The organism is Novosphingobium sp. NBM11, assembly GCF_015390225.1.
GTDB lineage: Bacteria > Pseudomonadota > Alphaproteobacteria > Sphingomonadales > Sphingomonadaceae > Novosphingobium.
The window spans coordinates 668,328-691,574 of the sequence record NZ_VUOG01000001.1 but is presented as its reverse complement, the minus strand read 5'-3'; the positions used below and the strand labels follow the sequence as shown (position 1 = coordinate 691,574).

At 62.4% G+C, this 23,247-nt stretch carries 17 protein-coding genes; 8 read left to right on the top strand and 9 right to left on the bottom strand.

Going from position 1 to position 23,247, the window contains the following annotated elements; genetic code table 11:
- Positions 1–30: 30 nt before the first annotated feature.
- The 4 genes from F1640_RS03310 (at position 31) to F1640_RS03295 (ending at position 3,659) form a co-directional block, all read left to right on the top strand.
- A complete protein-coding gene (locus F1640_RS03310) occupies positions 31–2,055 on the top strand; it encodes a strawberry notch C-terminal domain-containing protein (RefSeq protein WP_309229186.1) in 2,025 nt (674 codons plus the stop codon).
- Between the two features lie 77 nt (positions 2,056–2,132).
- Positions 2,133–2,396, top strand: coding sequence for a type II toxin-antitoxin system prevent-host-death family antitoxin (locus F1640_RS03305; RefSeq protein WP_194917744.1), 264 nt, complete (start codon positions 2,133–2,135; stop codon positions 2,394–2,396).
- Positions 2,397–2,398: 2 nt separating this feature from the next.
- On the top strand, positions 2,399–2,836 hold the full coding sequence (locus tag F1640_RS03300; protein WP_194917742.1) for a hypothetical protein: 438 nt from the start codon (positions 2,399–2,401) through the stop codon (positions 2,834–2,836).
- Between the two features lie 241 nt (positions 2,837–3,077).
- On the top strand, positions 3,078–3,659 hold the full coding sequence (locus F1640_RS03295) for a hypothetical protein (protein WP_194917740.1): 582 nt from the start codon (positions 3,078–3,080) through the stop codon (positions 3,657–3,659).
- 61 nt (positions 3,660–3,720) lie between these two features.
- On the opposite strand, the gene F1640_RS03290 is transcribed toward F1640_RS03295, so the two are convergent.
- A complete protein-coding gene (locus F1640_RS03290; protein WP_194917738.1) occupies positions 3,721–4,581 on the bottom strand; it encodes a hypothetical protein in 861 nt (286 codons plus the stop codon).
- Between the two features lies 1 nt (position 4,582).
- Positions 4,583–7,228 carry a CHAT domain-containing tetratricopeptide repeat protein gene (locus tag F1640_RS03285; RefSeq protein ID WP_194917737.1) on the bottom strand — a complete coding sequence of 882 codons (2,646 nt, stop codon included), beginning with the start codon at positions 7,226–7,228 and terminating at the stop codon, positions 4,583–4,585.
- A 133-nt stretch (positions 7,229–7,361) separates the two neighbouring features.
- On the opposite strand from F1640_RS03285, the gene F1640_RS03280 reads away from it, so the two are divergent.
- The 4 genes from F1640_RS03280 to F1640_RS03265 all read left to right on the top strand — a co-directional run bounded on the left by F1640_RS03280 (position 7,362) and on the right by F1640_RS03265 (position 14,200).
- Positions 7,362–8,594: a site-specific integrase gene (locus tag F1640_RS03280; protein ID WP_194917735.1), complete on the top strand. Its 1,233-nt coding sequence runs from the start codon at positions 7,362–7,364 to the stop codon at positions 8,592–8,594.
- Positions 8,591–9,946 carry a tyrosine-type recombinase/integrase gene (locus tag F1640_RS03275; RefSeq protein ID WP_194917586.1) on the top strand — a complete coding sequence of 452 codons (1,356 nt, stop codon included), beginning with the start codon at positions 8,591–8,593 and terminating at the stop codon, positions 9,944–9,946. The genes F1640_RS03280 and F1640_RS03275 overlap by 4 nt, the downstream gene beginning before the upstream one ends.
- Entirely contained in the window at positions 9,943–10,947 is a 1,005-nt protein-coding gene (locus F1640_RS03270; protein ID WP_194917584.1) for a tyrosine-type recombinase/integrase, read from the top strand. Before F1640_RS03275 ends, F1640_RS03270 begins: the two co-directional genes overlap by 4 nt.
- Before the next feature lie 1,609 nt (positions 10,948–12,556).
- Positions 12,557–14,200 (top strand): hypothetical protein, encoded by a 1,644-nt coding sequence (locus tag F1640_RS03265; protein ID WP_194917733.1) that lies wholly within the window; start codon positions 12,557–12,559, stop codon positions 14,198–14,200.
- Here F1640_RS03265 and F1640_RS03260 read toward each other — a convergent pair.
- The 7 genes from F1640_RS03260 to F1640_RS03230 form a co-directional block, all read right to left on the bottom strand.
- Positions 14,197–14,787 carry a hypothetical protein gene (locus F1640_RS03260; protein WP_194917731.1) on the bottom strand — a complete coding sequence of 197 codons (591 nt, stop codon included), beginning with the start codon at positions 14,785–14,787 and terminating at the stop codon, positions 14,197–14,199. The two genes, F1640_RS03265 and F1640_RS03260, sit on opposite strands and share 4 nt — an antisense overlap.
- Positions 14,784–15,068 (bottom strand): hypothetical protein, encoded by a 285-nt coding sequence (locus tag F1640_RS03255; RefSeq protein WP_194917729.1) that lies wholly within the window; start codon positions 15,066–15,068, stop codon positions 14,784–14,786. Before F1640_RS03255 ends, F1640_RS03260 begins: the two co-directional genes overlap by 4 nt.
- A gap of 366 nt (positions 15,069–15,434) precedes the next feature.
- Complete coding sequence (locus tag F1640_RS03250) at positions 15,435–18,587, bottom strand: helicase-related protein (protein ID WP_194917727.1); 3,153 nt, start codon at positions 18,585–18,587, stop codon at positions 15,435–15,437.
- Positions 18,584–20,284, bottom strand: a complete 1,701-nt coding sequence (locus F1640_RS03245) for a phospholipase D family protein (RefSeq protein ID WP_194917726.1) — start codon at positions 20,282–20,284, stop codon at positions 18,584–18,586. Before F1640_RS03245 ends, F1640_RS03250 begins: the two co-directional genes overlap by 4 nt.
- A 74-nt stretch (positions 20,285–20,358) precedes the next feature.
- Positions 20,359–21,606 carry a DUF6361 family protein gene (locus tag F1640_RS03240; RefSeq protein ID WP_194917725.1) on the bottom strand — a complete coding sequence of 416 codons (1,248 nt, stop codon included), beginning with the start codon at positions 21,604–21,606 and terminating at the stop codon, positions 20,359–20,361.
- A 280-nt stretch (positions 21,607–21,886) separates the two neighbouring features.
- Positions 21,887–22,249, bottom strand: a complete 363-nt coding sequence (locus F1640_RS03235) for a hypothetical protein (RefSeq protein WP_255530188.1) — start codon at positions 22,247–22,249, stop codon at positions 21,887–21,889.
- Positions 22,250–22,389: 140 nt separating this feature from the next.
- Positions 22,390–23,121 (bottom strand): MucR family transcriptional regulator, encoded by a 732-nt coding sequence (locus F1640_RS03230; RefSeq protein ID WP_194917724.1) that lies wholly within the window; start codon positions 23,119–23,121, stop codon positions 22,390–22,392.
- Between the last annotated feature and the right edge of the window lie 126 nt (positions 23,122–23,247).

The window sequence follows — 23,247 nt, the reverse complement described above, 5'->3', positions numbered from 1 at the left end:
GCGCCCTCTTAGCCCGGACAGGGAATCCTTGTGATTTATCAATCTATTACCGCAAATGATACACCTCGCGATGAGACAGAACAGCGGTTCTTCTCGGCCTTGCTCGTCGCGCTGAAGATGCCGACCCTCATCAAAGCCATCGAGGCCGAGCTCGGCCATGGTCATGCGGCCGTCGTCCAGCTTGTCACCACGGCGGAAGCGATCCTCGATCGACGCCTTGCCGGCCTTTCCGACGAAGAGCGCGCCAGCCTGGACCTTGAGCTCTCACCGCTCGACACGCTCATCGAGTATCTGCGCAGCGGCTTTCCAACACGGCAGATGCGGACCTTCCGCACCGATGGGGGTGATCTGCGGTCGGAGTTGATGGTTGATGAACAGGGCAATCCCGTCCATTGTCAGGAGGCGATCCGAGCCCGCGACAATCTGATCGAGCAGCTTTGTTCGATGCCGGCTATCCCCGCAGCCCTCGACTCCTTGCTTCGCCATTTTGGCACCGACGCCGTCGCGGAAGTCACCGGACGCAGCCGTCGTATCATTGTCGACCGAACCGGGCGCCAGAAGCTCGAACGGCGCGGCGCCCGCGCTAGCATCGCCGACGCCGACGCATTTCAGGACGGGCGCAAAGCCGTGTTGGTCTTTTCCGATGCGGGGGGCACCGGGCGCAGCTATCATGCCGAGCGCAACGCCAAAAGCGCCGGGAGACGCCGCATCCATTTCCTTCTCGAACCAGGCTGGCGAGCGGCCACTGCCGTCCAGGGGCTGGGTCGCACGCACCGAACCAACCAGACCATGCCCCCGGTGTTTCGCCCCGTCACCACCGACTGCAAGGGCGAACGCCGCTTCATCTCCACCATCGCCCGCCGCCTCGACAGCCTTGGGGCGCTCACCCGCGGCCAGCGGCAGACCGGCGGACAGAATCTGTTCGACCCGGCCGACAATCTCGAGAGCGATTATGCCCGCGAAGCGCTGAACCAATGGTATCACCTGCTCCACGATGGCAAACTCGCCAGCACCACGCTTGAAGCCTTTGCTGAACTGACCGGCCTCAAGCTCACCAATGCCGACGACGGTTCGCTGCTCGAGCACCTTCCGCCTATCCAGCGCTGGCTGAATCGCATCCTTGCGCTGCGCATCGCCACGCAAAATGCCATTTTCGAGGAATATCTCGGGCTCATCCAGGCCCGGGTCGACGCGGCACGCGAAGCCGGGACCCTCGATGTCGGCGTCGAAACTATCCTCGCCGAAAAGATCATCCTCCTCGACGACCAGCTTCTCCGGCGCGACCCGGTCACCGGCGCCGAAACCCGCCTGCAGCGTCTCGAACTGCACATCAAACGCCACGCCACCAGCTTTCACAGGTTGATGACGGTCTGGGGCGAAACTCCCGACATCGGCTATTTGTGGAACAGTCGATCCGGCCGTGTCGCGCTGCGGGTTCCGTCCTGGTCCGTCACGGACGAGGAAGGCCGCATCATTCCAATGTGCCGCATGGTGCGTCCGACCGGCAGCGATCGCCATGATGCGGCCTCCTTATGGCATTCGCACTGGACGGCCATCGACCCAGCCGAATTCCAATCGCGCTGGGACGAAGAAGTCGTCGAGGCGCAGTCGAAGGTCGATGTCGAGACGATCAGTATCGCGACCGGCCTGCTCCTGCCGGTCTGGCACAAATTGCCCACCGATGATGTGCGCGTATGGCGCGTGTCTGACGAAGCCGGCAACAGTCTCCTCGGACGTATCGTGCCTGACCACGCGATCGGCGATCTCGCGTCCACCTTCGGTATCGATGCGGAACTCTCTCTCACGCCCGATCAGATCATTGCCGCCGCGAGAGGCGGAGCCGGTGCGCTACTACCAGGACTCGGCGCCTCGCGCCTCGTCATGGCGCTCGTCAATGGTCAGCGCCGCCTGGAAATTCGGGACTTCCCGCCCGAGCGGCGCGAGTGGCTCAAATCGCTCGGATGCTTCGTCGAGATCATAGCCTACAAGACGCGGATGTTCGTGCCCGCCGATCAGGCGGAGGACATCCTGACAATCATCATCCCGGATCCGTGATGGGCCGATTTTCCAGCACCCGATTCCGATTGAAAAAATCCTTATAATCTCTATTATACGGATGTAAGGAGGCCGCCATGCCCAATTCGAGCGTTTCGTCAGTGGAGTTTCAGAAGGCCGTCGGCCATTTCGGCCGCGAGGCGATGCGCGCGCCGCTGACGATCACCAATCATGGTCGCGCGAGCCTCGTCTTGATGTCCGCGGCAGAATATGACCGTTTGAAGCGCCGTGATCGCCAAGTTCTCACGATGGACGATTTTACCGATGAGGACAGGGCCGCCGTCGTGGCGAGCAAGGTGCCTTCTGAGGCTGCGGCGTTCGATTCCGAACTCGACGCCTGACCGTGACATTCCCGACGCCGGTACCCGGACTCGTCATTCGCTACGCATTCCTCTGGAGCGACGAAGCCCGGCGAGGGCAGGAAGAAGGGACCAAGGACCGCCCGTGCGCTGTTCTCCTCACCTCCACGACCGACGCCGGCGAAACGCTGGTCATAGCGCTCCCGGTCACCCACACGCCACCGACTGATCCAGACATTGCCGTCGAGCTGCCACTAGCGACAAAGCGCCGTCTCGGGCTGGACGACGCACGATCCTGGATCATTGTGACCGAAGGAAATCGATTCATCTGGCCCGGTCCCGACCTGCGTATTTCTCGACCAGACGATCCATCGAGCGCCGCTTATGGCCAATTGCCGAGCGCCCTCTACGAACAAGTTCGCGAGAAATGGCTAAATGCCTATGATCGTCGCAAAGCCGCTGTGACCACACGCACAACCTGATCCCGCAGCAGAAACAGGGCTCAGCTCGAGATCGGCTCTTTCAGTAGAACATCGCTTGGCCGCCGCCGCCCAAGGCTCAGGGATCCCAATTGTCCAACAGCGATGCTGGATTAGCGTCAGGGCGGGAGTCACCGCTGGGTCGAGCGCAACGACACTCCATGACCAAAAGCGCATCATTTAGAATAATTTTTTAAGGCCAAGCAAGCTCGCAGGGTCGCCCCACACAGATGGGAGCGACGTCATGAACAACGAATTCCACTTCCGGTCGGGTAGCGCCGCCAACCTTGCGTGCGATGGCGCTTATCTCGACTGCATCGACCGCGTCAGCCGAGCGCCCGACGGTCAGGGGATCTTCTGGTTCGACGGCGCGTGGCTCGCGGCGCACGGTGCGACCCTGATCCTCGCCGAGCAGCACGATAATGATGGCCAGGCCCGCTTCGCGGGCGGCCTCTATCTCACTGAGCCCGAGCCGGGCGCGATCTATATCGGCGGTGCCGTTGTCGACACGCCGTATCGCGGCCACGGCCTCTTGAAGCAGCTCGTCGCGCGCGGACGACTGCAGGCGGGGGAGGTTGCCGCCACAGCAGTGGTCCGCGTGTATCCGGACGGGCGCGTTAACCTGCCGTCCTTGTTGTCACTGGCGGTGACCGGCGTCAGCACGGTGGTAGGTCTCGGCCGCGGTACGTTCCAGAACAGTCCCTACGATCGGCATCTGAAGCCGTCGCTCGAAGCCGACGGGCGGACCTTTCGCTATCTGACCCTGACTAGCGGAGCGTCACTGGACGCATCGCGAGCGGTCGTGGCCGGCGTTAGCAACAGGTGAAGCGAGGACGAGTGGGTTGATCCGGGCCTACCCAACGCCAGCCGACGCCAAGGCGCCCCGATCATGCTGGCACCGATCGGCCGGGCCGGACTGTATAGTCGATGATAGCCACCGCGCGCGCACTCGCTGGCAGCGCAAGAGTTCTTGCCGCCAATACCCTCATCCGGGCAAGATCGACCGGCGGACAGCACCGGGTAGAGGGGCGCGACCAGTCGAGGGTCAGCGGCACGTCGGCGACAATGGCGATCAGGCAACTGACGACGTTGTCCGGCGGCCCGATTGGCAAAAACGGCTCCTCTTGGGGAAGCAGGTAGTCGCCGGCCACAATCTCCTCGTGCGGAGTTTCAAGCCACGGGTTCAGCCAATAATAGAGTGCGCTATCGGCCGATGGATCCGCGTTGATGATCGTGACATAGCCTGTGCGAGGCAGGCGCAACGCGATCTGAATGCGGTCGCCGACATGAACGAAAGGACCTTTTGTCGCCACCGGCGCGCCGGCGCCAAGGATTTGCGATGTCCTCAACGTTGCCCAAGACTCAGCTCCGACAAGACGTCGAAGCGCCGCTCGCGGGTCCGTCAAGAAGAGACTCTCGAGCAATTCCCGGAAGGATGCTTCCGGTCTCAGCCAGATTTCCGAGGGAAGACCGAATTCGTTCAACGCATGGGCGCAGTGCAGCGCGCGCAGGAATTTGCGCGTTAGCGGCTTTCGGCCGCCGGTCACGGCGACGACATTGGGTGGCTCCGATAATATGCCCAGATAGGGCCGCATCGCCCGGCACAGGCCATCGATCGATTGCGCAGCAGCCTTGTCGGGGAAATAATCGGCAACAATATCGAGGTGCGCCCTAAGATCTATCTTGCCATAGGCGCCGGGCCTTCGCCCCAGGCGACGACCATGTTCAGGACTGCCGGTCTCACCCACCTCACACCCCCGTCACGGTGAAGGCCGCCCACATGGCCGGCTCGCTCGAACGCATCAATGCTGGACCATCGGTCGGCTGGCTGCCTGCACCTTGCAAAACGATCCGGTCGACTGTGCCCCCCGCGTCGCCGGCGAGCGCCGTAAGCTGCGCACGTCGCAGCGCCCTCGCAGGGGATTCTCCTCCGAGATGCGCCGCCAGAAACGATCGGATCAGGCGGTCGGTATTGGCGGCATCGACCGGCCAGAGCGTCGACACGATAGCCGGGACGCCGGCTTTGGCCATCGCCGCAGGCAAGCCAATGAACTCGTCGGGTAATTGATGGACGCCGATAACGCCGGTTTCACAGGCGCCAAGGATTGCGAGGCGCGACGACTGCATGTCGAGCATCCGCAGTTGCCGGATTGAGAGCCGATCGGCACCTGCCATGATGAGCGCGGAGTTTTCCGGATCTTCGGCATCCCATTCGCCATGGCCGTAGAAGCTGAGGTGGGAATATTCTGGCAGGTTTCGCATCACCGCCTCCGTCGTTGCCGCCAATCCGTCGAGCCGAAGGCGCGCATCCGGTGCGAAAAAACCCCAAGCCGGGTTTTCTGCCATGCCCAGGTCGCCAAGAGGGTCGGTCACGGCGAGGAGTCTAGCCGTCCTAGAATCGTGCGAGGCGATCTTGCGCCTCGCTTTCGCCGCCGTACCGATGCTGGGTGCAAGGCTGGTCGCCCACTTCTCCACAAAATGACGCCAACCGCCATTCTCCCGGACGCGCGCAGCAGCGAGCGGTAGAATTGACAGGCGTCCCGGTGCGATAAGAGTAATCTCGCTGCCCGCCACCACACCCGCAGACTGGAGCTGCGTATCGACGGGACCCATGACGAGATCCCAAAGCCGTTCCAGAAACGGACCCACAAAAGCGTTCCATTGTGCCAGGGCCTGGGCCGATCCGACGTCGTCGATATCACCATAAAGCTTCGCATATCGATGCAGCCATCCGGCTCCAGGAAACGCCGGATCGATGAGCAGGGCGTTGACGGTGTCAGCCGTAACCCCAGGCAGCTCAACCACGGATGCGCACATCGTTCGGTCGGTCCCACCAGTAAGGCAAATGGCTGCTGCGCCGGCGTTGGCCACAACGAGCACGACGATCGCCCCTCCGGGCGGACCTGCCGTGTTGATCATATCTTCAAGCTGCAACCGGGTATCGACCTCGTCGCGCGTAAGCTCGCGCAAAACGGCATGGGCTGTGTCGGCGAGGGCGTGCAGGGCCGCATGGGCTTCAACCGGCCCTGTTTCGCGCAACAACTCTGCTTCCGACATACCCAGAACGATACCGGTTTGCCGCCGGGCAGCTTCGCTGCTGCTGCGCCAGTGCTCGCGCGCGGCCAATGCAGGGTCGCTTGAGCCGCGCCCGCTCGTCTGATTGAGCAATATGGATCGGCCTCGTTCGACAGCCGCCAGGGCGTCCGCGTTTCGTCCCAGTCGGATCAGGGCGAAGCCCGTCTCGTCAGCGATGCCGGCAGCTTCGAGCAGAAAGGCGTGTTCTTCCTCGATCGATTTCGCCGACCCGATGACTGGAACGAGGCGTGCCATCACGCCATCGAACAGCGCCACCGCGTCGTCGAAACGGCCGAGCCTCGAATAGGTGCTGCCGAGATTCTTGGTGGCGCGGGCCCATTCGAGTGGAATTTTGTTTGGGTCGAGATGCCGGAGCGCCGCGCGATAAGCGTCGACGGCCTGTTCCAGCAGTTGCTGGTCCGCCTCGGCCTCGCCGCGTAGGCGCAGAGCAGTACCCAGATTATTTTGTGTCGCCGCCCAGCCGACTTGCCAGCGATCTTCGGTGCGCTCTTCGAGGCTCCGGCGGTAATTTGTAGCGGCCGCTGCGAGAAGGCACGTGTCCGCCCTGATCCGGCCCAGGGCGCATTGCGCCTCGGCCAGATGGCTGATGATCGTCGCCCATTCGCCTGGCGATCGATGCCGAAGGTCGTCGGAGACAAACTCCTCGGCGAGGACGATGGCGTCTTCAAGACGGTTCGGCTGTTGGGCAAGATCTGCGAGAAGGATCAGCGACGCGAGCAGGTTGTTCGTCGCCGATATCAGTAAGGCCTGGGTGCCACCTGCGATTGCCGCCATCCGCACGGCTTCGAGGATTTCCACCGCGTCCCGCGCCGCCTCCGGACTCGTTTCGCGAAAGGCTAGCGATCGCAGCGCGGCACCCAGCGTATTGCGCGTCGCGAGTTCCTGGTCAGTGCCCGACAGGGCCGCCTGCCTTGCGGCAGCGAGACGGCAGGTGAGGATAGCTTCGACGAGATAGGTCGCTCCTGGTTCAACCTCGCCGAGTTTGAACAACGCCGCGCCAAGGTCTGCCTGGGTTGCTGCATGCAGGTTCAATTCTTTCGCTTGCCACCGGACATCCGCGACCTGGCGCAGCAGCGCAACGGCTTCGCGTAGAATGTCGGCATCGGCCCGACGCTCGCCCTGCAGTCTCAGGGCATTGCCGAGGTCATGCCAACTGGTGACCAGGAGAGGGGCATCGTCCACCAACTCGAGCGTGGCAATCGCCTGTCGCAGCCGGTCGATAGCATTAGCCAGCGCATCATTACCAAGCCCTCGCTCGGCGAGGCGGAAATTCGTTACCCCGATGTTGCGCTGGATCATCGCTTATCGCGAGGTCGCGGTAATGCGCAGGAACGCGGCGTAGCCACCGAATTCCCGTGATAGTGGGCGCAGTTGCTGCGCATTATACTGGTTGCGAACCTCGGCGGTCCCTGGACCAGCTGAGGAGGCAAGCATGTTGAAGTTGCACGACGAGTTGATCGCCAAAATCACGAATTTTCTCGAAATCCAGAATTACAACCCCGTGGTCGTGGCGAACCACCGTCTCTACGCCCGCGCATTCCTCGATTATCTGGCCGAGTGCGACATGCCGGTCGAGACGGTGACGCCGGCACAGGTCGATCAGTATTTTTGCTATGCGGTTCAGGATTTTGAGGTCCAGTACGGCCGACCTCCCAGTGCGCGATGGCATATGTTGCCACGCGCCGTAATCGCCAAGTTACTTCGGCTTGCTCAAGGCAAATGGCCACCGGATGCAGAGATGATCGGCCCCGACGCCGTGCATCGACATGGAATTTGCCTCGAATACGAGGCATGGCTGCGTGAGGAGCGCGGCTTGGCAAGCGCGTCCATTGAGGCGCTGATGTGGGAGGCGCGAAACTTCCTGCGATGGCAGTTCGACCGCGGCGGTGCTGCCAGCCTCGAAGCTTTGAGTATCGTGGACGTCGATCTCTACATGGACGTGCGCGCGCCTGGCTTACGGCGCAAATCATTGGCCGATGTCGCTGAGCGGCTCCGCTCGGTGGTCCGCTATCTCCACCGGACGGGGCGCATCCCGTCCGATCTCACACCTCACATCATCGGCCCTATGCTCTATGCCTACGAAGATGTGCCCTCCACGCTGGATAAAAGCCAAATCGCCGCATTGTTGGCCGCGACGAAGGAGGACGGATCGCCGCGGGGTCTGCGCGATTATGCGATCCTTCAAATGCTTGCCACATACGGTCTGAGACAAGGCGAGATCTGCCGCCTTCGGCTTGAGGACGTAAACTGGCGCGAAGAATCCCTGCGCATCCGTCACACGAAGACCAATGCTTACTCCTACATGCCGCTTATGGCGCCGGTTGGTGAGGCGCTGCTCGATTATCTGCGCCTTGGTCGCCCCCAGGTTGATGTGCGGGAAATCTTCGTCCGATCCTGCGCACCCTATATCGCAATGACGAACCTGTACGGCATGATCCGCGGGCGGTTGGCAACTGCAGGCGTCGAGCTGCCAGGAAAACGAGGGCCGCATGTGTTCCGCCACGCGCGGGCGGTCGAGTTGCTGCGGGCGTCGGTTCCGCAAAAGATCATCGGCGACGTACTCGGGCATCGATCCACCGAATCCACCAACGCCTATCTCAAGCTGGCCACCGAAGATCTCCGAGCCGTGGCGCTCGAAGTGCCCGGATCGGAGGTGCTGTCATGAGCGCCTGGCACGATCCCGAACACACCGTCATCGACGCCTTCTTGGAAATATCGCAGTTCCGGCCGGCAAGCAGACCCACCTATCGCTGGTTCCTCCGCAGCTTTGAGGAAGCCGCTCTGCGGCATACAGCAGTAGATCGACCAATGCTGGAGGCTTGGCTGAAGGACATGGAAAAGCGTTGGCGACTCTCGGCTTTGCTGAACCAGGTCTGCATTGTCGACCGCTTCCTCGACCACCTCGTTGAAATCGGGCTGATCGCCAACAACCCCATCGCCTTGTTGCGCACTCAGTACAACGTCAAACAGAACAAGCCGATCTGGCGGGCGCTGGCTTCGGCCAATCCCGACGAGGCCCTTTCCGCATTGCGACGGCCTGCGCCCTACGGCAGCGTTCTTGGCAACTTCATGCGCGATCATGTCGCGTTGATGCGCAGCCGAGGCTACCAGTATGAGACGCAGGCTCACTGGCTGTTACGGTTCGATCGGTTCCTTCAGGCGAATCCCGAACTTGCCGGAGCGTCGCTTGAAACAATGCTGGCGCGCTGGGAAGCGGCCAAACCAACCCGCAATCACGCGGCTGAATGCCAGAAGCTCGGGCGCCTCCTGACCAAGGCACGGTATCGCCTTGATCCCAGCATCCCACCGAAACGCTTCAACGCCCGGCTGGAGCGGGAAGTAGCACGTGAACATCGGCGGCCCCATATCTTTAGCCCGTCCGACGTTCAGCAGATGCTCGACACTGCCCGGTCCTATCCGTCACCGGATGCGCCGCTGCGGCCGATGGTTCTCTACACCATGGTGGTCCTGGCCTATTGTGCCGGACTGCGCCGCGGCGAACTCGCTGGGCTCGATCTGGGCGATGTTGACCTTCAATCGGGCACAATCACGATCCGGGAAACGAAGTTCTACAAGACCAGAATCTTGCCGCTGAACGCAAGCGTCGTGGCCGAGTTACGCAACTATATCGATGAAAGGCGGTGCGCTGGTGCGCCGCAGAATCCCCAATCCGGGCTCTTCTGGCACGAGCACTTCAATGATCGCTATACCCCGGTGTCGGTCTCAACGATGATCACCAAGGTCATGCGCCGCGCCGGGTTCAAGCCCCCATCCGGGCGGACGGGGCCGCGCGTTCATGACCTGCGCCATTCGATGGTCGTGAACCGAATCCTCCAATGGTATCGATCTGGCGTCAATCCGCAGGACAAACTGCGCTTCCTATCCACCTACATGGGCCACCGGGACATCCACTCCACGCTGGTTTATATCACTGTCACGCAGGACCTGCTGCAGGAAGCAAGCGAGCGGTTCCGTGCCGTCGGTGCCCGATGCCTCACCATGGAGGTGCGGCCATGACCAAGGGCAATCCGTTCCCCGCGTTGTTGCGGGCGTTCTTCCAGGAATGGTTGGCCGAGCAACGCAGTGCTTCGATCCATACGATCCGATCCTATCGCGACACCTGGCGGCTGCTCCTGCGGTTCATCGCGGAGCGAAATGGCTGCGGCGTCGCGCGGATCAAACTGGCCGACATCTCGGCCGGAGAGGTTCGCGCGTTCCTTCACCATGCCGAGCATGAGCGCGGGGGCACGATCGGCACACGCAACTGCCGTCTTGCCGCGATCCGCAGCTTCTTCAGCTTCGTGGCAGACAAAGATCCTGAATACGTCGCGCAATGTACCGAGGTCCTGACCGTCCCGCTCAAGCGGGAACCGACATCAGCACCTTGCTATCTCGAGCCGAGCGAGGTCGAGGCGATCCTCGCCCGGCCCGACCGGACGACCCTCGTAGGGATGCGCGACCATGTGTTGCTCTCATTCCTGTACAACAGCGGCGCGCGCATCCAGGAGGCCCTCGATCTGTGTTCCAACGCGATCCGGTTCGATGCGCCGTACTGCGCGCGCCTCTATGGCAAGGGACGCAAGGAACGGATCTGCCCACTCTGGCCGGAAACTGTGACGTTGCTCAGGAAGTTGCTGGAACGCCACCCGCGTGCGCCAGACGAGCGGATCTTCGTCAATCGATACGGTAAGCCGCTGGGGGCTTCGGGAGTGCGGTTCAAACTTGCCGCCTATGTAGAAGAAGCTGCCAAGTCCGTGCCGTCGCTTCTGACCAAGAATGTGACTCCGCACAGCTTCCGGCACGCGACCGCCGTCCACCTTGTCGCGGCCGGGGTGGACATCACCGTCATCCGCAGTTGGCTGGGGCACGTCAGCCTCGATACCACCAACCACTACGCACAGGCCAATCTGGAGACCAAGCGCAAGGCGCTGGAACAAGTGGGTGCGCCAGTGGCGAGCAACGTGCCACCGTCGTGGAAACGGGATGCCAGTCTGATAGAGTGGCTCGACACCCTATGAAATAATGTGAAGGACGTGGCGAAATGTTCCCCGGTATTACGGGCGTTCGCCGCGTTCCTGCGCATTACCGCGACCTCGCGATAAGCGATCTTATGCGCAGCTGCGCATAAGATCGCCCAGGCCGCCGCAAATTTCCGCCGCGTGCAATATCGTTCGGCGGTTTCAAGCATCTCAAGAGCATTGAAATAGGCTCGCGCGTCTCCGGTTTGGTCGCCATAGGCCCGCCACGCATCGGCAAGGTTGTTAAGAGCGATGGCGTGGTCATAGGGATAGGCCTCGGGCGTCCAGACCCGGATCGCGGCCTCGAATGCCGCGAACACCAATTTGTACAGACCAAAGTCTTTCGACGCATCCGCCTTGGCCTGCAGCGCGATACCGCGATTATTCTGCGTACTCGCAAAGCTGCCCGGCATCCCCAACTCAGTTCGTACCGTAAGCGCCAGGTCAAAGGCAGCGATCGCGTCGTCGAGGTGCGCGATCGTCGATCCCTGGTCCGCCAATTGCCTCAACAGATTACCAAGGCGATCCTGCATCGCGCCCCAGAATTCGGGATGCTCACCGGGACCCACCTCGCCGAGCAGAAGTCGAATGAGCGCTGCCTTGCGCTCAGAGGAGATACTGTCCTGGGCCTCTTCCGCCTCTAACGCCTCCATGATCTGTCCAGCCAACGCAGGCAGCATGTCTAAATTGACGCGCACATGGGGTTTCTCGACGCCGTAGAGTCGGCTCGCCTCGACCGCGCCGTGTGTGCGATGATCCTCGATGAACTCCCGGTGTGCCTGGATATTGTCGATCATCATGCGTAAGTGGCGATCGAAGGCATCGGTCAGGATTTCAGGATAGGCTTCCGCCGTCGCGCGCATCTCCTGCCAGCGTGGCGTTTTCGCCATTTCCATGGCACTTGCATCAAGGGCGCGCGCGGTCTGTCGCGCTTGTACCGCGCCGACCCCTGCATCCACGCCGAGGTCGCGACACTCGCGAATAAGATCAGCATGCCACGCAACGGCTTCTCGCAGCCCCTCGTCGGCCGTTTCCGCGGCGATAGCCGCAAGCATGTCATCGACGCCAGGTTCGCAAAGCTGTTCGTAGGCGCCTTCGATGATGCGCCGTGTCTGTGGGAGATCGGCCTCGAGCATCCCTTGTAGCAGTTCGATTAGTCTTTCCCTGTCCATTTCGGCACTGCCCCTCGGTCGATACCGCCTCTTATGAAGGCCCCAGCCTCCCGCGCAAATGCTTCGATCGTCGTCTCAGCGACTTGGCCGAGGAGGATCAATCTACCGTGAATGCTTTTCATCTGATCCTGATGCTTAATCCCGAGACCGGACCAGTGTACATCCGTTGGCCCCCGACGTCCGAGCGGTGCGGTCACCTTGCGGGCGTCATCCGCAAACTTCCCAAACGCGGTATCTCCTGCTTTGATGGTGCTGACGATGACCAGTTACAGCGGACAAGAAGGCCCAGAACTGCTTGCCGAGCCGATCCTTCAAGCCGCATTCAAGTCGCTGTTGTTGACCCCGGGCCGTCAGGCCGACATTCTCGCTCCGGGTGATCGCGCCGATTTGATCACTTGGGTCCTTTTCATCGACGAAGAAAGATTGGCGACGGCACCATGTTGCGCCTCTTGTTTCAGATTGCAGGCCGCCGCGGCGCGCCCCTCCTGCTAGTAGTTTTTGCCGCCTTCGGCTTTGCCAGCCCGGCAAAAGCGCTGACCGACTCGTGCCAATCACTGTCGGATCGGCTGCACACAGCGGATTGGGCCTGGCTCAAATCCGATCTGAAGGACCGCCTTCCCACTAATGACGAGAAGGTGTTTGCGCCCATCACCATTTTCGCAAGCAAGGACGTGAACTTGCTAGGCCCGCGCTATGTCGAAGCTTGGAAGGGCATTCTGATTCCACCCCGCTACTTCCAGGCGCAATGCAATATGGTGCTGTTGCAGTTGCTCTATCAGGCCGATCCCGATCATGATTATGGCCAGATCGCCCTGCGCACACGCGACTGCGTCGCGCGGCACCGCCCAAAACCCGAATGCTTCGACACGGCGATCACGGATTTCATCACGTCGCTTCAACCCAAGGTGAGTCCCAAGGCGCTGGACGATGGCGCAGCCGACCTGTTCTCGATGACGATCTTCGCCATCCGCTTTCAACTCGCCCACGAAGCCGGCCACATCCTCACGGCGGCAAATCATTCGGCAACGGAGTTCCGTCTGATCGATACCGAGGCCGAGGCCGACATCCTCGCCGAAATTTCGGTGGTCGGCGATTCACCGATCGTCGAGGCACCGCTCTATGCCTTGGCTACCGCCTCGCTTGTCGACGACGGCAAGGATGGCCCGCATGGTCCGACCGTCTGCAGGCTTGGAAGCACCCGTGCGGTCATCGAGCAGCTCGGCCTGCCGGCACTGCTGCTCAATTCTGTGAACAAGGACCAGTTCGCGCTGCGTCCCGCCGCTGCATCGCGCAAGGCGCTCGACAAGCCGCTGCTTACCGGCCCGGCCCGGTCAGATTGCGGCGCAGCGGACGATCATCGCTTGGCGCTGGTCGAGAGGGATCTCGAGGCGATCTTCGACGCGGTTGATCTCGCTTATGGCAACGGCACGGCAACGATCAAGGATCTCGCCGTTGCGGACCGTCGGCTGGCGGCACTTGCACCTGCAACAGCGGCAGGCGGTCGGTTGCGTGCGGTGATCAGAATGGCGATCGCCATGCGGCGCTACGATTTCACGGCATTGGGCGGCAAGCCGGCGGCGACGCCCGGGACGTTGGCGGACATGCACGATACCTTTGCGGAACTTGAGAATATCCGCTCGATTCTGGGCGACGATCCCGGGGCCTATTTTGCGCCGAGCGAACTTGCCTCGCTTCTCTTCCTCACCGCCTCGACGACCTACCTGAGCCAGCCCGCGAAAACGTCATTGCTCGCCAATACTCGCACGTTTCGGGATGCTATCAGGCGGATCGACGCGATCGCCCCGATCCAGGAGGCGATGCGGGTGCAGGCATTCATCGCCCGCTTCAACAAGGCCGATGCCGACACAGCGCTGCGTCTCATCACCTTCCGGCTAGAAGTCGAGATCGGCATGGACGAGATCCTCGGTGATTGCGCGGAGGCGAGCCGCGTCCTGAACGAGGCGAGGGATACGGTCGGCCTTCCGCCGAAGCCGATGGATGACGCCGAATGCCGCGCGGCCGGCCGCGAAAGCGGCAGGAAGTTCGCCGAGGAACCCGGTTGGATCTTCGATCTGCCCTAGACGGGTTTCCGCGGACAGGCGGTTTGCCGATAGCGGATCAACCGCTCACCATAATCCGTGCCGAAATCGTCGACGAGCGCGGGGAACGCACTGAGCTGCGCGAACTCCGTGAAGCCGCAGATGTCGTAACGGAACCAAAGGTCGATCATCGTGGCGTCGCACTCGCCGCTCTCGCGGCATTTCAGGACTTCGTCGTAAAAGTCCGTCATCGTGACGAACGCCTCGCGCGCCGCATCGTCCATTGGGATTGCCATCGACTTTTGCCCAGACCGCGCCGCGGCCGCCAGATGTATTTGCCGACTGTGCTCGAGCACGAAATGCGTGACCTTGAACCGCGCACGGACAATATTCTCATTGTGGCTGAGCGTCAGCATCTCCACAGCCATCTGTTTGTGTTGGAGCACGCGCGCATCCTCGCGCTGGTCGAGGTAGATCACCCACATGACGACGACCGTCACGATGACCGCGAAACCCGCGGTCAGCTCGACCGTGGCCACCAGCACCTTGTGCTTGACGACGCGCTTGAGAAAACCGCCGATTCGGCCGAACAGCCGCTTCAGCGCTGCTCGCCCCGCACCCGCGGTCATCGCACGCCGCAGGGATTGAGATAGATCGCGACCTTCCCGCCGGGCCGGGCAAAGGCAACGCCGCTGCGGCCGCGCCGCGCGCGCACCAGGCAATCCATGTCGGCGGGCATGAAATGCCGCTTAGTCTGGCTCGGCGTCACCGGGTAATAGCCTTCCTCGACGATCGGCGGACAGGTCCCATAGTCGACACTCGCGCCCTTGAGACCAATCTTCAGGGTATCGGCCTGACGGCGCAAGCATTCGAATTGTCGAACGGTCACGACCAGAGGCCGCTCAGGCATGGTCTCCTGCGACAGCGCCGTTCCCGAGGCAAGAACGGCGCAGCTCGATAGGACAATGCTGGCCAGCAATCGCATCGGCAGGGAGACCTTATCTTCAGTGTCAGGATCTTCAGTGTCAGGCAATCGCTCGACAGCTTAGCCGCGGCAGCCGCTAATTCCTAATGTCCTGTCTTGTGGATCGCGGCGGGATGTCTGCTTCGGCTCGTAGACATTTCGAACAATTCACACCACATGGAGCGACGGTCCGCGCGCTCGATAAGCCGCATATTATATTTCTCGGCAAGAACGTCCCTCAAAGTACGGCGTATTGCGTGCTGGATATAGTTCGGCATTGAGATATGCCATGCAACCGCCGGAAGTCTGAGCTCAGCACCTCGGCGGCGACAGGTCGATCTTCCAAGCCCGGGCTTGATCCGGTGTGATACCGTTGCGCTCCAGGGTTTCGAGCAGATCATCCTGGCGCGGCATTCCCATCACTAGGCGATAGGTGGCCAGCCTGTTGCGCAGCCGCGGCCATGCATCATGCTCGCGGCTCCAGTCGAGCACCGGCACGATCCTTCTGATCTGGACTGGCTCGTCACAGCGCTCGAACACCCAGCATGGCGCGAGATCGCTCTCCATATCTTGCTGCGCAGCAAGCGCGAACATGCCGCTCCAGGGATCCTCGTCAGCCGCGACCCCAGCCGCAACCAGGCCGGACAGGCCAATACCTCGCGCGACATTCAGCCGCACCGCATGACCCTTATACCGATGAACACGGCCCTCACGCTGCTCGAGCTCGACCGGAGAAGCCGGCAAATTCCAGTGAACGACCGCATGACACCAGGGATGGAAGTCCAGGCCCTCCTGGCCAACAGCGGTCGATGCCAGCAGAAATGGTCGGAACGGCGAGTTGAACGCGGACCGGACCGCATCCAACCGACTGACCGCGCCATCGGCTTCTTTGATCTCGGCAAATCGCAGCGCATGCCGGCACCGAAGCCGAACCCCTTCGACATCCTGTCCATTCTTGCCGCGCCGCCGCCGCCGCTCCAGCCCGCGCACCTCGATGGAAGCCCGGCGCAGCGTCAATGCGCCATGGACCGCCTTCGCAGCTTTCTCGAGTTTTTCCTCCGCGGTCCCTTCGAACATGGACAGCCCATCGGCTTCAAAATGGAGATGTTCGTCAAGCAGCGCCTGCAGATTGCCATCGATGCAATACTCAAGGGCCTGACGCCAATAGACGCGCTTGCGCCCCGGATATTGCAGCTGAACCGCAGCGGTCGCCTCACCCTGGTTGAACAGCGTCTGAAACCCACGGGCGATATGGTAAGCGCCCCGCCGGAGCATGCTGCCGGCAACTTCTCCCCGCAATGTTCGCGCCAGCGAGCGGAAGGCGCATATGCCGGGCGATCCGATCGCGAGGCGAGCAAGCATGTCCGCCAGATCGCGCGGCCGCCGGCCAAGTTGCCCCGGATCGTCCAGGACTGCCTGAATCGCCTCGCGGACACGATCGAGGTCGGCCGGGCCGGTTTCGCCCTCGCTGAGCAGAGGATCAGCGCTCAACCAGCTTTCAACCACTTGCCGGTCCTCGATCAATAGCGGCGCCGCCCAATACCAGCGCTCATCGATTCGCCCGACCGAGCCGCCGCCTCCGAGCGATCGCAAGACCGGCACGATCTGCTTCCGGACGGCGCCCAGCAACGCGCTCCGCTCGATCGCAGCCCCCTCGCTCAGCGCGAAAGACAGCGGATCGCCCAGCGCCGCGAGCGCGGCACAAGGCAGCAGCAAGGCAAGTGGTGCCATGCCGAGCGTCGGGTCCGACGCAGCCCGACCCGGTCGGCCAAGACGCAGCGTATCGCCGAGTTCGCCAAACCGCTTGTGCCGCTGACCAACTTCGCGACTGTTTCGACGAATCCGCGTGATCCGCGTCCCGCGCAAATTCGCAGCAAGCCGTTGTTCCATCTCATAGGAGATCATCGCCGAGATCGCGTCCGGCGCTAACCGCCATTCCGTGAAGATCAGGCGCTTGAGATCTATGGGGACCCCGGCGAACAGGCCCTTGGGATGAATGTAGGGCAGGCCGGGGGGCACCCACAAAAGCCGCTCCGCACCGGCCGGCACCGCGTCGCGGATCAAGTCACGCAGGCGCGCCGACGGCGGCGCAATCGGATCGAGCCGACGCAATGCGGGCAAATCGAGCAGCAGGTTCCCACGCTTCGCTTCTTTCGCGACGAACCGTCGATCGCCGCCGGTCGCTGCGACGGACGCGGTCCGAAACTGATACTCACGCATGAAATCGAGAAAGTACGGCGCCGATTTCCAGTATTCGACACCGTCGCGGGTTTTCAGCCGCCGCGCGATCCGCCGCGCGGAAATCGCACCAGCCAAATCTTCCTGCTCGCTCGCCAGAACCCGCACGTCTTCGGCAACCATTCCATCCGCCCGCTTCGTCGATCCCGTACGTTCGGTCCGGCTCATGATCTTGCCGAGAATAGCCTGCGCTCCATCGCGTGCTTGCATTACCTCCGCTTCGACTGGCGGATGCGCCCGGAGCGCACGCGAAAATGCGTCGAGCGCGCTCTCCAGAGCGATGGCCGCATCCCTTCCGGCCAGAAACCGCACCAGTCCGACGAAATCATCGTAAGGCTTCTCACCTGGGGCGAGCGCGCCGCCGGGCATGCGATATGGCGTCGCCGACAGAAGAAGCACGCGTCGTCCCGGAAGCGTGTCGGTTAGCAAACGCTCGGCAAGCCGGACCGCGAGATCGGTCTCGATCCTGCTCACATCGAGAAGATGCGAGAAGCGCTGGAATTCGTCGACGATGATCAATCCATTGCTCGCCAGCGCCTCGGCGCTGCCGATCGCGAGTTCCTTGCGCAGCCGGCCAATGACCTGGTTCCGCTTCCGCCGGAACACGCGCTCCGCGAGGGCGTCGCGTGCCTCTGACGCCTCGGATGCGATCGCCCGAATCTCGGCAGACAGATCCTCATCCGTCGATACTGCGTTCGCGAAGGCGTCGACGATCTGCGGATCGGGCGGGCGCCGGTGAAGATCATGCAGCCGTCCCTGCCAACTGACATCGCTCACCTGCTGCATTATCACGCGAAAGCCGGGACTCCGAAAATGACGGCGCAGGCACCAGAAGAGCAGCGCCCGCTCACGCACATGGCCGGCCCGACCGGTCACGTTGAAGGAGGTATCGGGGGTCAACGCGAAATAGCGCACGCCGTCGGCCGACCTTGCCTCGGTCGCGAGCAATGTCAGTCGTGTCGCACTGACCGCGCCACCATGGCCGTGGACCTTTAATCGCTTGAGGTTCTGGCTGGCGACAGGCTGGCTCGAGCAGAGATAGACGATGTCGATCGCCTTGCCCTCGCGGCGTCCAAGCGCCTCGGCTATCACTTCGCGTGCGACGACGGTCTTGCCCAGACCGACTTCGTCGGCGACGAGAAAGCGCCGTGCCGGCAGCGCATCTTCCCAGAAACGTTTGACGACGTAAGCAGCAGTCCGCTGCTGAAAGCGCGTCGGACCGCTCATAATACAAGGCCCGCCGCGCGCATGACCGACGACCACAGGGCCGTGAAATCCTCCGACGCGACAGTCTCCAGCTCCTCGGGACCAAAGCTCTCGAGCATCTGCCGGATCGAGCCCAGCCGCTCGGGATCGTCCGTCGCACAGCGGATGAGCAGTTCGAGAAGCCCCGCCTGACCAGACGCCCTCCAGGCTGTGGGGTCGCCGTCCATCCCATCACCCCCGGCCAGCCCTTCAAGGCCCGTGAAATCGCCCAGCATGATTCGCAAAAAATCGGCAAAATGCTGTCGGTCGGGCAGGAGCGCCCGTAACGCCGCGTGTCGTCGCTCCTCTTCGTCAACGCCGCGCACCTCGAGGTTCAGCGTGAACGAAATCAGCCCATCGGCGCCATCCGCCTCGAACACCGTGAAGCCGGTGATCTCTGATAGGTCAAGCGTGCCGGGAAAGGCTGCCGGCGATCCCGAGATAAGCCCCGGGCCGCACCGGGTGGCGCGGTTGGCCGACAGCGTCGCCGGGCGAAAACGCAGGGCCGGGAGAAGCTCTGGCAAAGCCGGGTCGACCTTGCCATCGGCCACCAGCGCGATGTGCCAGCCATCGTCCGATGCCGTGCAGGCGATATGGAGCTTCGCGTCCCACAACGCGGCGCGCGCGGGGCGATCGTCGAAAGGCGCGGGCTTCTCGTCGACCGGTTGAGCCGGTTCGAAATCCTCGATCACCGCGCCGAGGCTATGGCGGTCGAGCAGGGCATCGACGCCGGACTCGCCCAGCGCCTTCCCACAGTCGAATGTCGCCATGACCTCGACATTGCGCCCGTCCATCGCCGCGCCGGTCGCATTCATCGAACCGATCGCCATCCGCGCCTGCCGGCCTGACTCCCAGATCAAGGCTTTGCCGTGCAGTTCTCCAACCTTGCCTGCGAGCAGGGGATCGTCGGGGACCGCCAGAACGGCCTGCCGCGCGAACCCGTCGCGTGCGGCAGCCCAGCACCGATCGAGCGCATCGCTCCGCGAAATGACGATGACCGGCTGCTTGCTCGACCCCGCCAGTTGGCGAAGCGCCAGACCTGTCAGGAACGGCGAGATCACGACGAGCCGATCACTCTTCGGCTGGACCCATGTCCGGCCAGGCCCGGTTCCCAAAGCATGGAAGGTCACCGCGCCAAGACCGTCCGGCAAACGCCACCGCGCCCTTTCAACGTCCCGAGCCATCTCCGCGATCAGCCGAAGCTGCCCCTGATCGGGCGGCCGTGCGCACCAGGACGGCATAGCCCGCAAGAGCGCGCCGATATCATTCCCCTTGCCGGATCCGGGAGCGCCGCGGCTGTCCATGACGATACCTAGATCCCATGAACGATCACCGGTCAGGTTGCGGCTGAGAATGGCGATCCGCAACATGGAACGGCCCGTCGCTGGATCGACGAACCGGATCACCCAAAGTTTCGGATGGAAGGCACCGCCCATCGGTGCCTTCACCTCGTGGACCATGCGCTCCGCCTCGATAATCGCCGGAGGCAGATATTCAGCGGGATGAATCGCACCGCGCTGGCAGAAGATCAGCGTCCGATCGCATACGCGCTTGAGCGCCGCCAACTCGACCGCCGTAAAAATCCCGGCTTTCCGTTTCGCCATACCGGGCAGATCAGCGAGCATCGCTGCCGGCAAGGAAAGCACGGTATCGAGCGACGCCGAATAGGCGCAGACCACAAGCGCATCGATCGCGAACCCAGCGGGTGGCCGCACGATGTCATAGATGGACAGACGCTTCTGTGGCTCAAGCATCAAGGTGCGGCCGCCAGATCGTTGAGGCAACGCCGCGCCACATGCCAGCGATAATCGAGCGTGCTGCCCGACTCACCACGCCACCGGGCGCGGGCTTTGCGCGATGCGATCCGGGAGGTGCCCGACGCGCCTTTGAGGAACACCTCTCTGTCGCTCACGAGCGCCGCCGCCCCGGAATCGGAGAGCAATGTATCCGGTCCCAGGCACCTCTCCGCCCAACGCCGGACGAATAGGATGGCATGCGGGTCCACGCTGTGCCGCGTGATCGCACCGAGCGCCGGCAGCTCGCCGATCCGTCTGATCACGAGATCGACATCGGCAGGCGACAGACGGTCGCGCCATGTGGTGAACGATGCGACATGCGCGTCGCGTACATCGAGCCTGCCGCCCTCGGGCAACATCAACTCGGCCACTCGAATATTGTAGAGGATGACCGCACCGTGCATCAGCCGCGAGAACGCCGCACCCAGCATCAGCAGATCGCGCGCCGCCGGTCGGAGCCGCGAGACCCGCGGATGGTCCCAGGCATCGCTCGCCGATGTCTTCCGCCGATAAGCGCTGAAGGGACCGAACAAATTATATTCATGACCCCGCCCGACTGGGTCGACACAGGCATTGCGAAGTCGGTTGCGCAGGAACGCCGCCTCGTCGGTATCCAGGCCGAAATTCAAACCCTCGATCGACGGAAACCCCGCCGGAGGTGGCGGGCGCACCATGTCGAAACCGATATCGAACGCGCTGCCGCCGCCATCCTCGCTCGGTGCCGCCTGTTTTACGCGCTCCCGAGAACTGGCAATCTGCCGGGCCCAGCGCAGACGGCTACCGCCTGCACGGCGCATGCCCAGCACCGCAAGGCCGTTCCAATAGATCTCGCTCGGCATCCGTTCCAGATCTTCCTGGCTCTGAATACCGATGACACCTTCGCCCGCCCCCAGCACGGAAAGACGCTGGATGAGAAGGACTTCCGTCCTGCGCAACTCGTCGATAATCCGCTGAGGATCACCCTGCCGGGCCGCGACCTCACAGCACCATTGAACGAACAGAAAATAGCGGACCCGTTCCTGGATGGTGCTGAGCCCCGGAAAGAACAGGTCGGCGAAGCTGTCGCGAATTGTGCCCAGCCCCAATTCGTCACGCGCGTCATGCCCCTTGGCGGCGCCGAGCGCACGCAGGACCGACTGTTCATGTTCGCTGTCGTGATCGACCCATCCGAGAAAATTCAAATATCCCCCAACGGCGTTGCGCAATCACATCCCCGGATTCCGCACGCTCCTGTACCATGTCGTCTTCCACGCAGCTGGTCGACCTCAAAGAGACACCGTCATCGATCGATTCGCGCAACCGGCAAAACATCAAACACGATGCCACCCGTGTGCACGGATTGATGACGATGAGGCGAAGACTCCCGATATCGGCTATCTCTGAACCAGCCGGCTCGGTCCCGTCACTCCGCGCGTCGCATCCTGGTCCGCTCAGTCTCGGCTATATGGTCTTACCTACTAAACGTCCGACGCCGTCACCAGACCGCTAGGGTTCCAGTTGCGCCATGATGCCCTCAGCATAGCGCGCGTCGCTTAGATCAAGACCGGCAAACGGCACAAAGCCTTCAATCGTCATCGCGATTGATTTGAGCCCAGCTACCCTGAAACTTGCCAGTTTCGCCTCCTCAGGCGCTCCACCGTTCCGTTCGATCACGATGGCATCCACGAAGGGCGCATCGTGACGTGTGTAGAGAATGTGCGGCGCTAGAATGACCATGCCGCGATTATAGGTGGCACGAATGCATAACTGATTGCGGATCGCCTGCGAAAGGAGCGCCAGGGCATCGAATTCTGCGGAACCGTCGTCGCTACGAGGCCGAATCGACAGTGTCTTCCGCAGGGCTTGCATATCCCGACAGCTAAAGGTGGGGCATCATCATCGCAAGCAACCAACGAGACGCGCAACTCCCCCGATACCTGTTCCGCTGACCCCGCCCCATCAGGCTGAAGCCTGGTCGATGGGCGGGAACAGGATCCCGCCCACCATGGTCAGCTTGCTTCCGACACCGCTTCCACCGCCGCTTTCCGACCGCGACGCGGCTTCGCTGCAGGCTTAGCTGCCGCATCCTGCGCGACGGGCTCTGTCTTTGCCTTGCGACCCCGCGTCGGTTTCACGATGGCCTCATTGGTCTCGGCAGCGGAAGCCGCTGGTACAGCCGCGGCCGACTTTTTCGGTTTGCGGCCCGCCTTCAGTCCCACATCCTTGGCTGGCACGGCCGACTTTGCTTTGGCGACACGCGCTTTCCTCACGGTCGGAGCCTTCTGCGCCGTCTCCACCGGTGCCGGCGCTTCCTCGCTTTCGCTCACTACCACTGCCGGCGCCGCTGGCTTGCGCCCAAGGCCCAATCGCTTCGCGACCTCCCGTCGCTGCTCTGAATAGCCTGGCGCGACCATGGGATAATCCTTCGGCAACTTGTACCGGTCCCGATACTCCGCAGGCGTCAGTCCGTTCGTCGACAGATGGCGTTTCAAGGTCTTGTACGGTTTGCCGTCGATCATCCTGAGAATGTGATCACGAGACGCGAGGCTCTTGCGAGCCGTCGTCGCCGGCGCAAATTCGGGCACTGCAGGTTCCACGGCCGCGACGTTGCCCGACAGCGCCGTGCGCGTCGACTGAATAAGGCCGGCCAACTCCGCGCTCGGCACCAAATTGTTCGAAACATAAGCGCTCAAAAGCTGGACTGTCAGCGTCGTGAGATCGGGCGTCTCGGCCTCGGCCATGGGATACTCCTTCATTGTGCGAACAGATGAGCAGCACAGCGCATTAACCGCGCCAATTTTCAAAGAGGTAAACACAAATCCTGCCGTGGCCCGATCGTGAAGTCAAAGGGAAGGGTGGGGAGGATG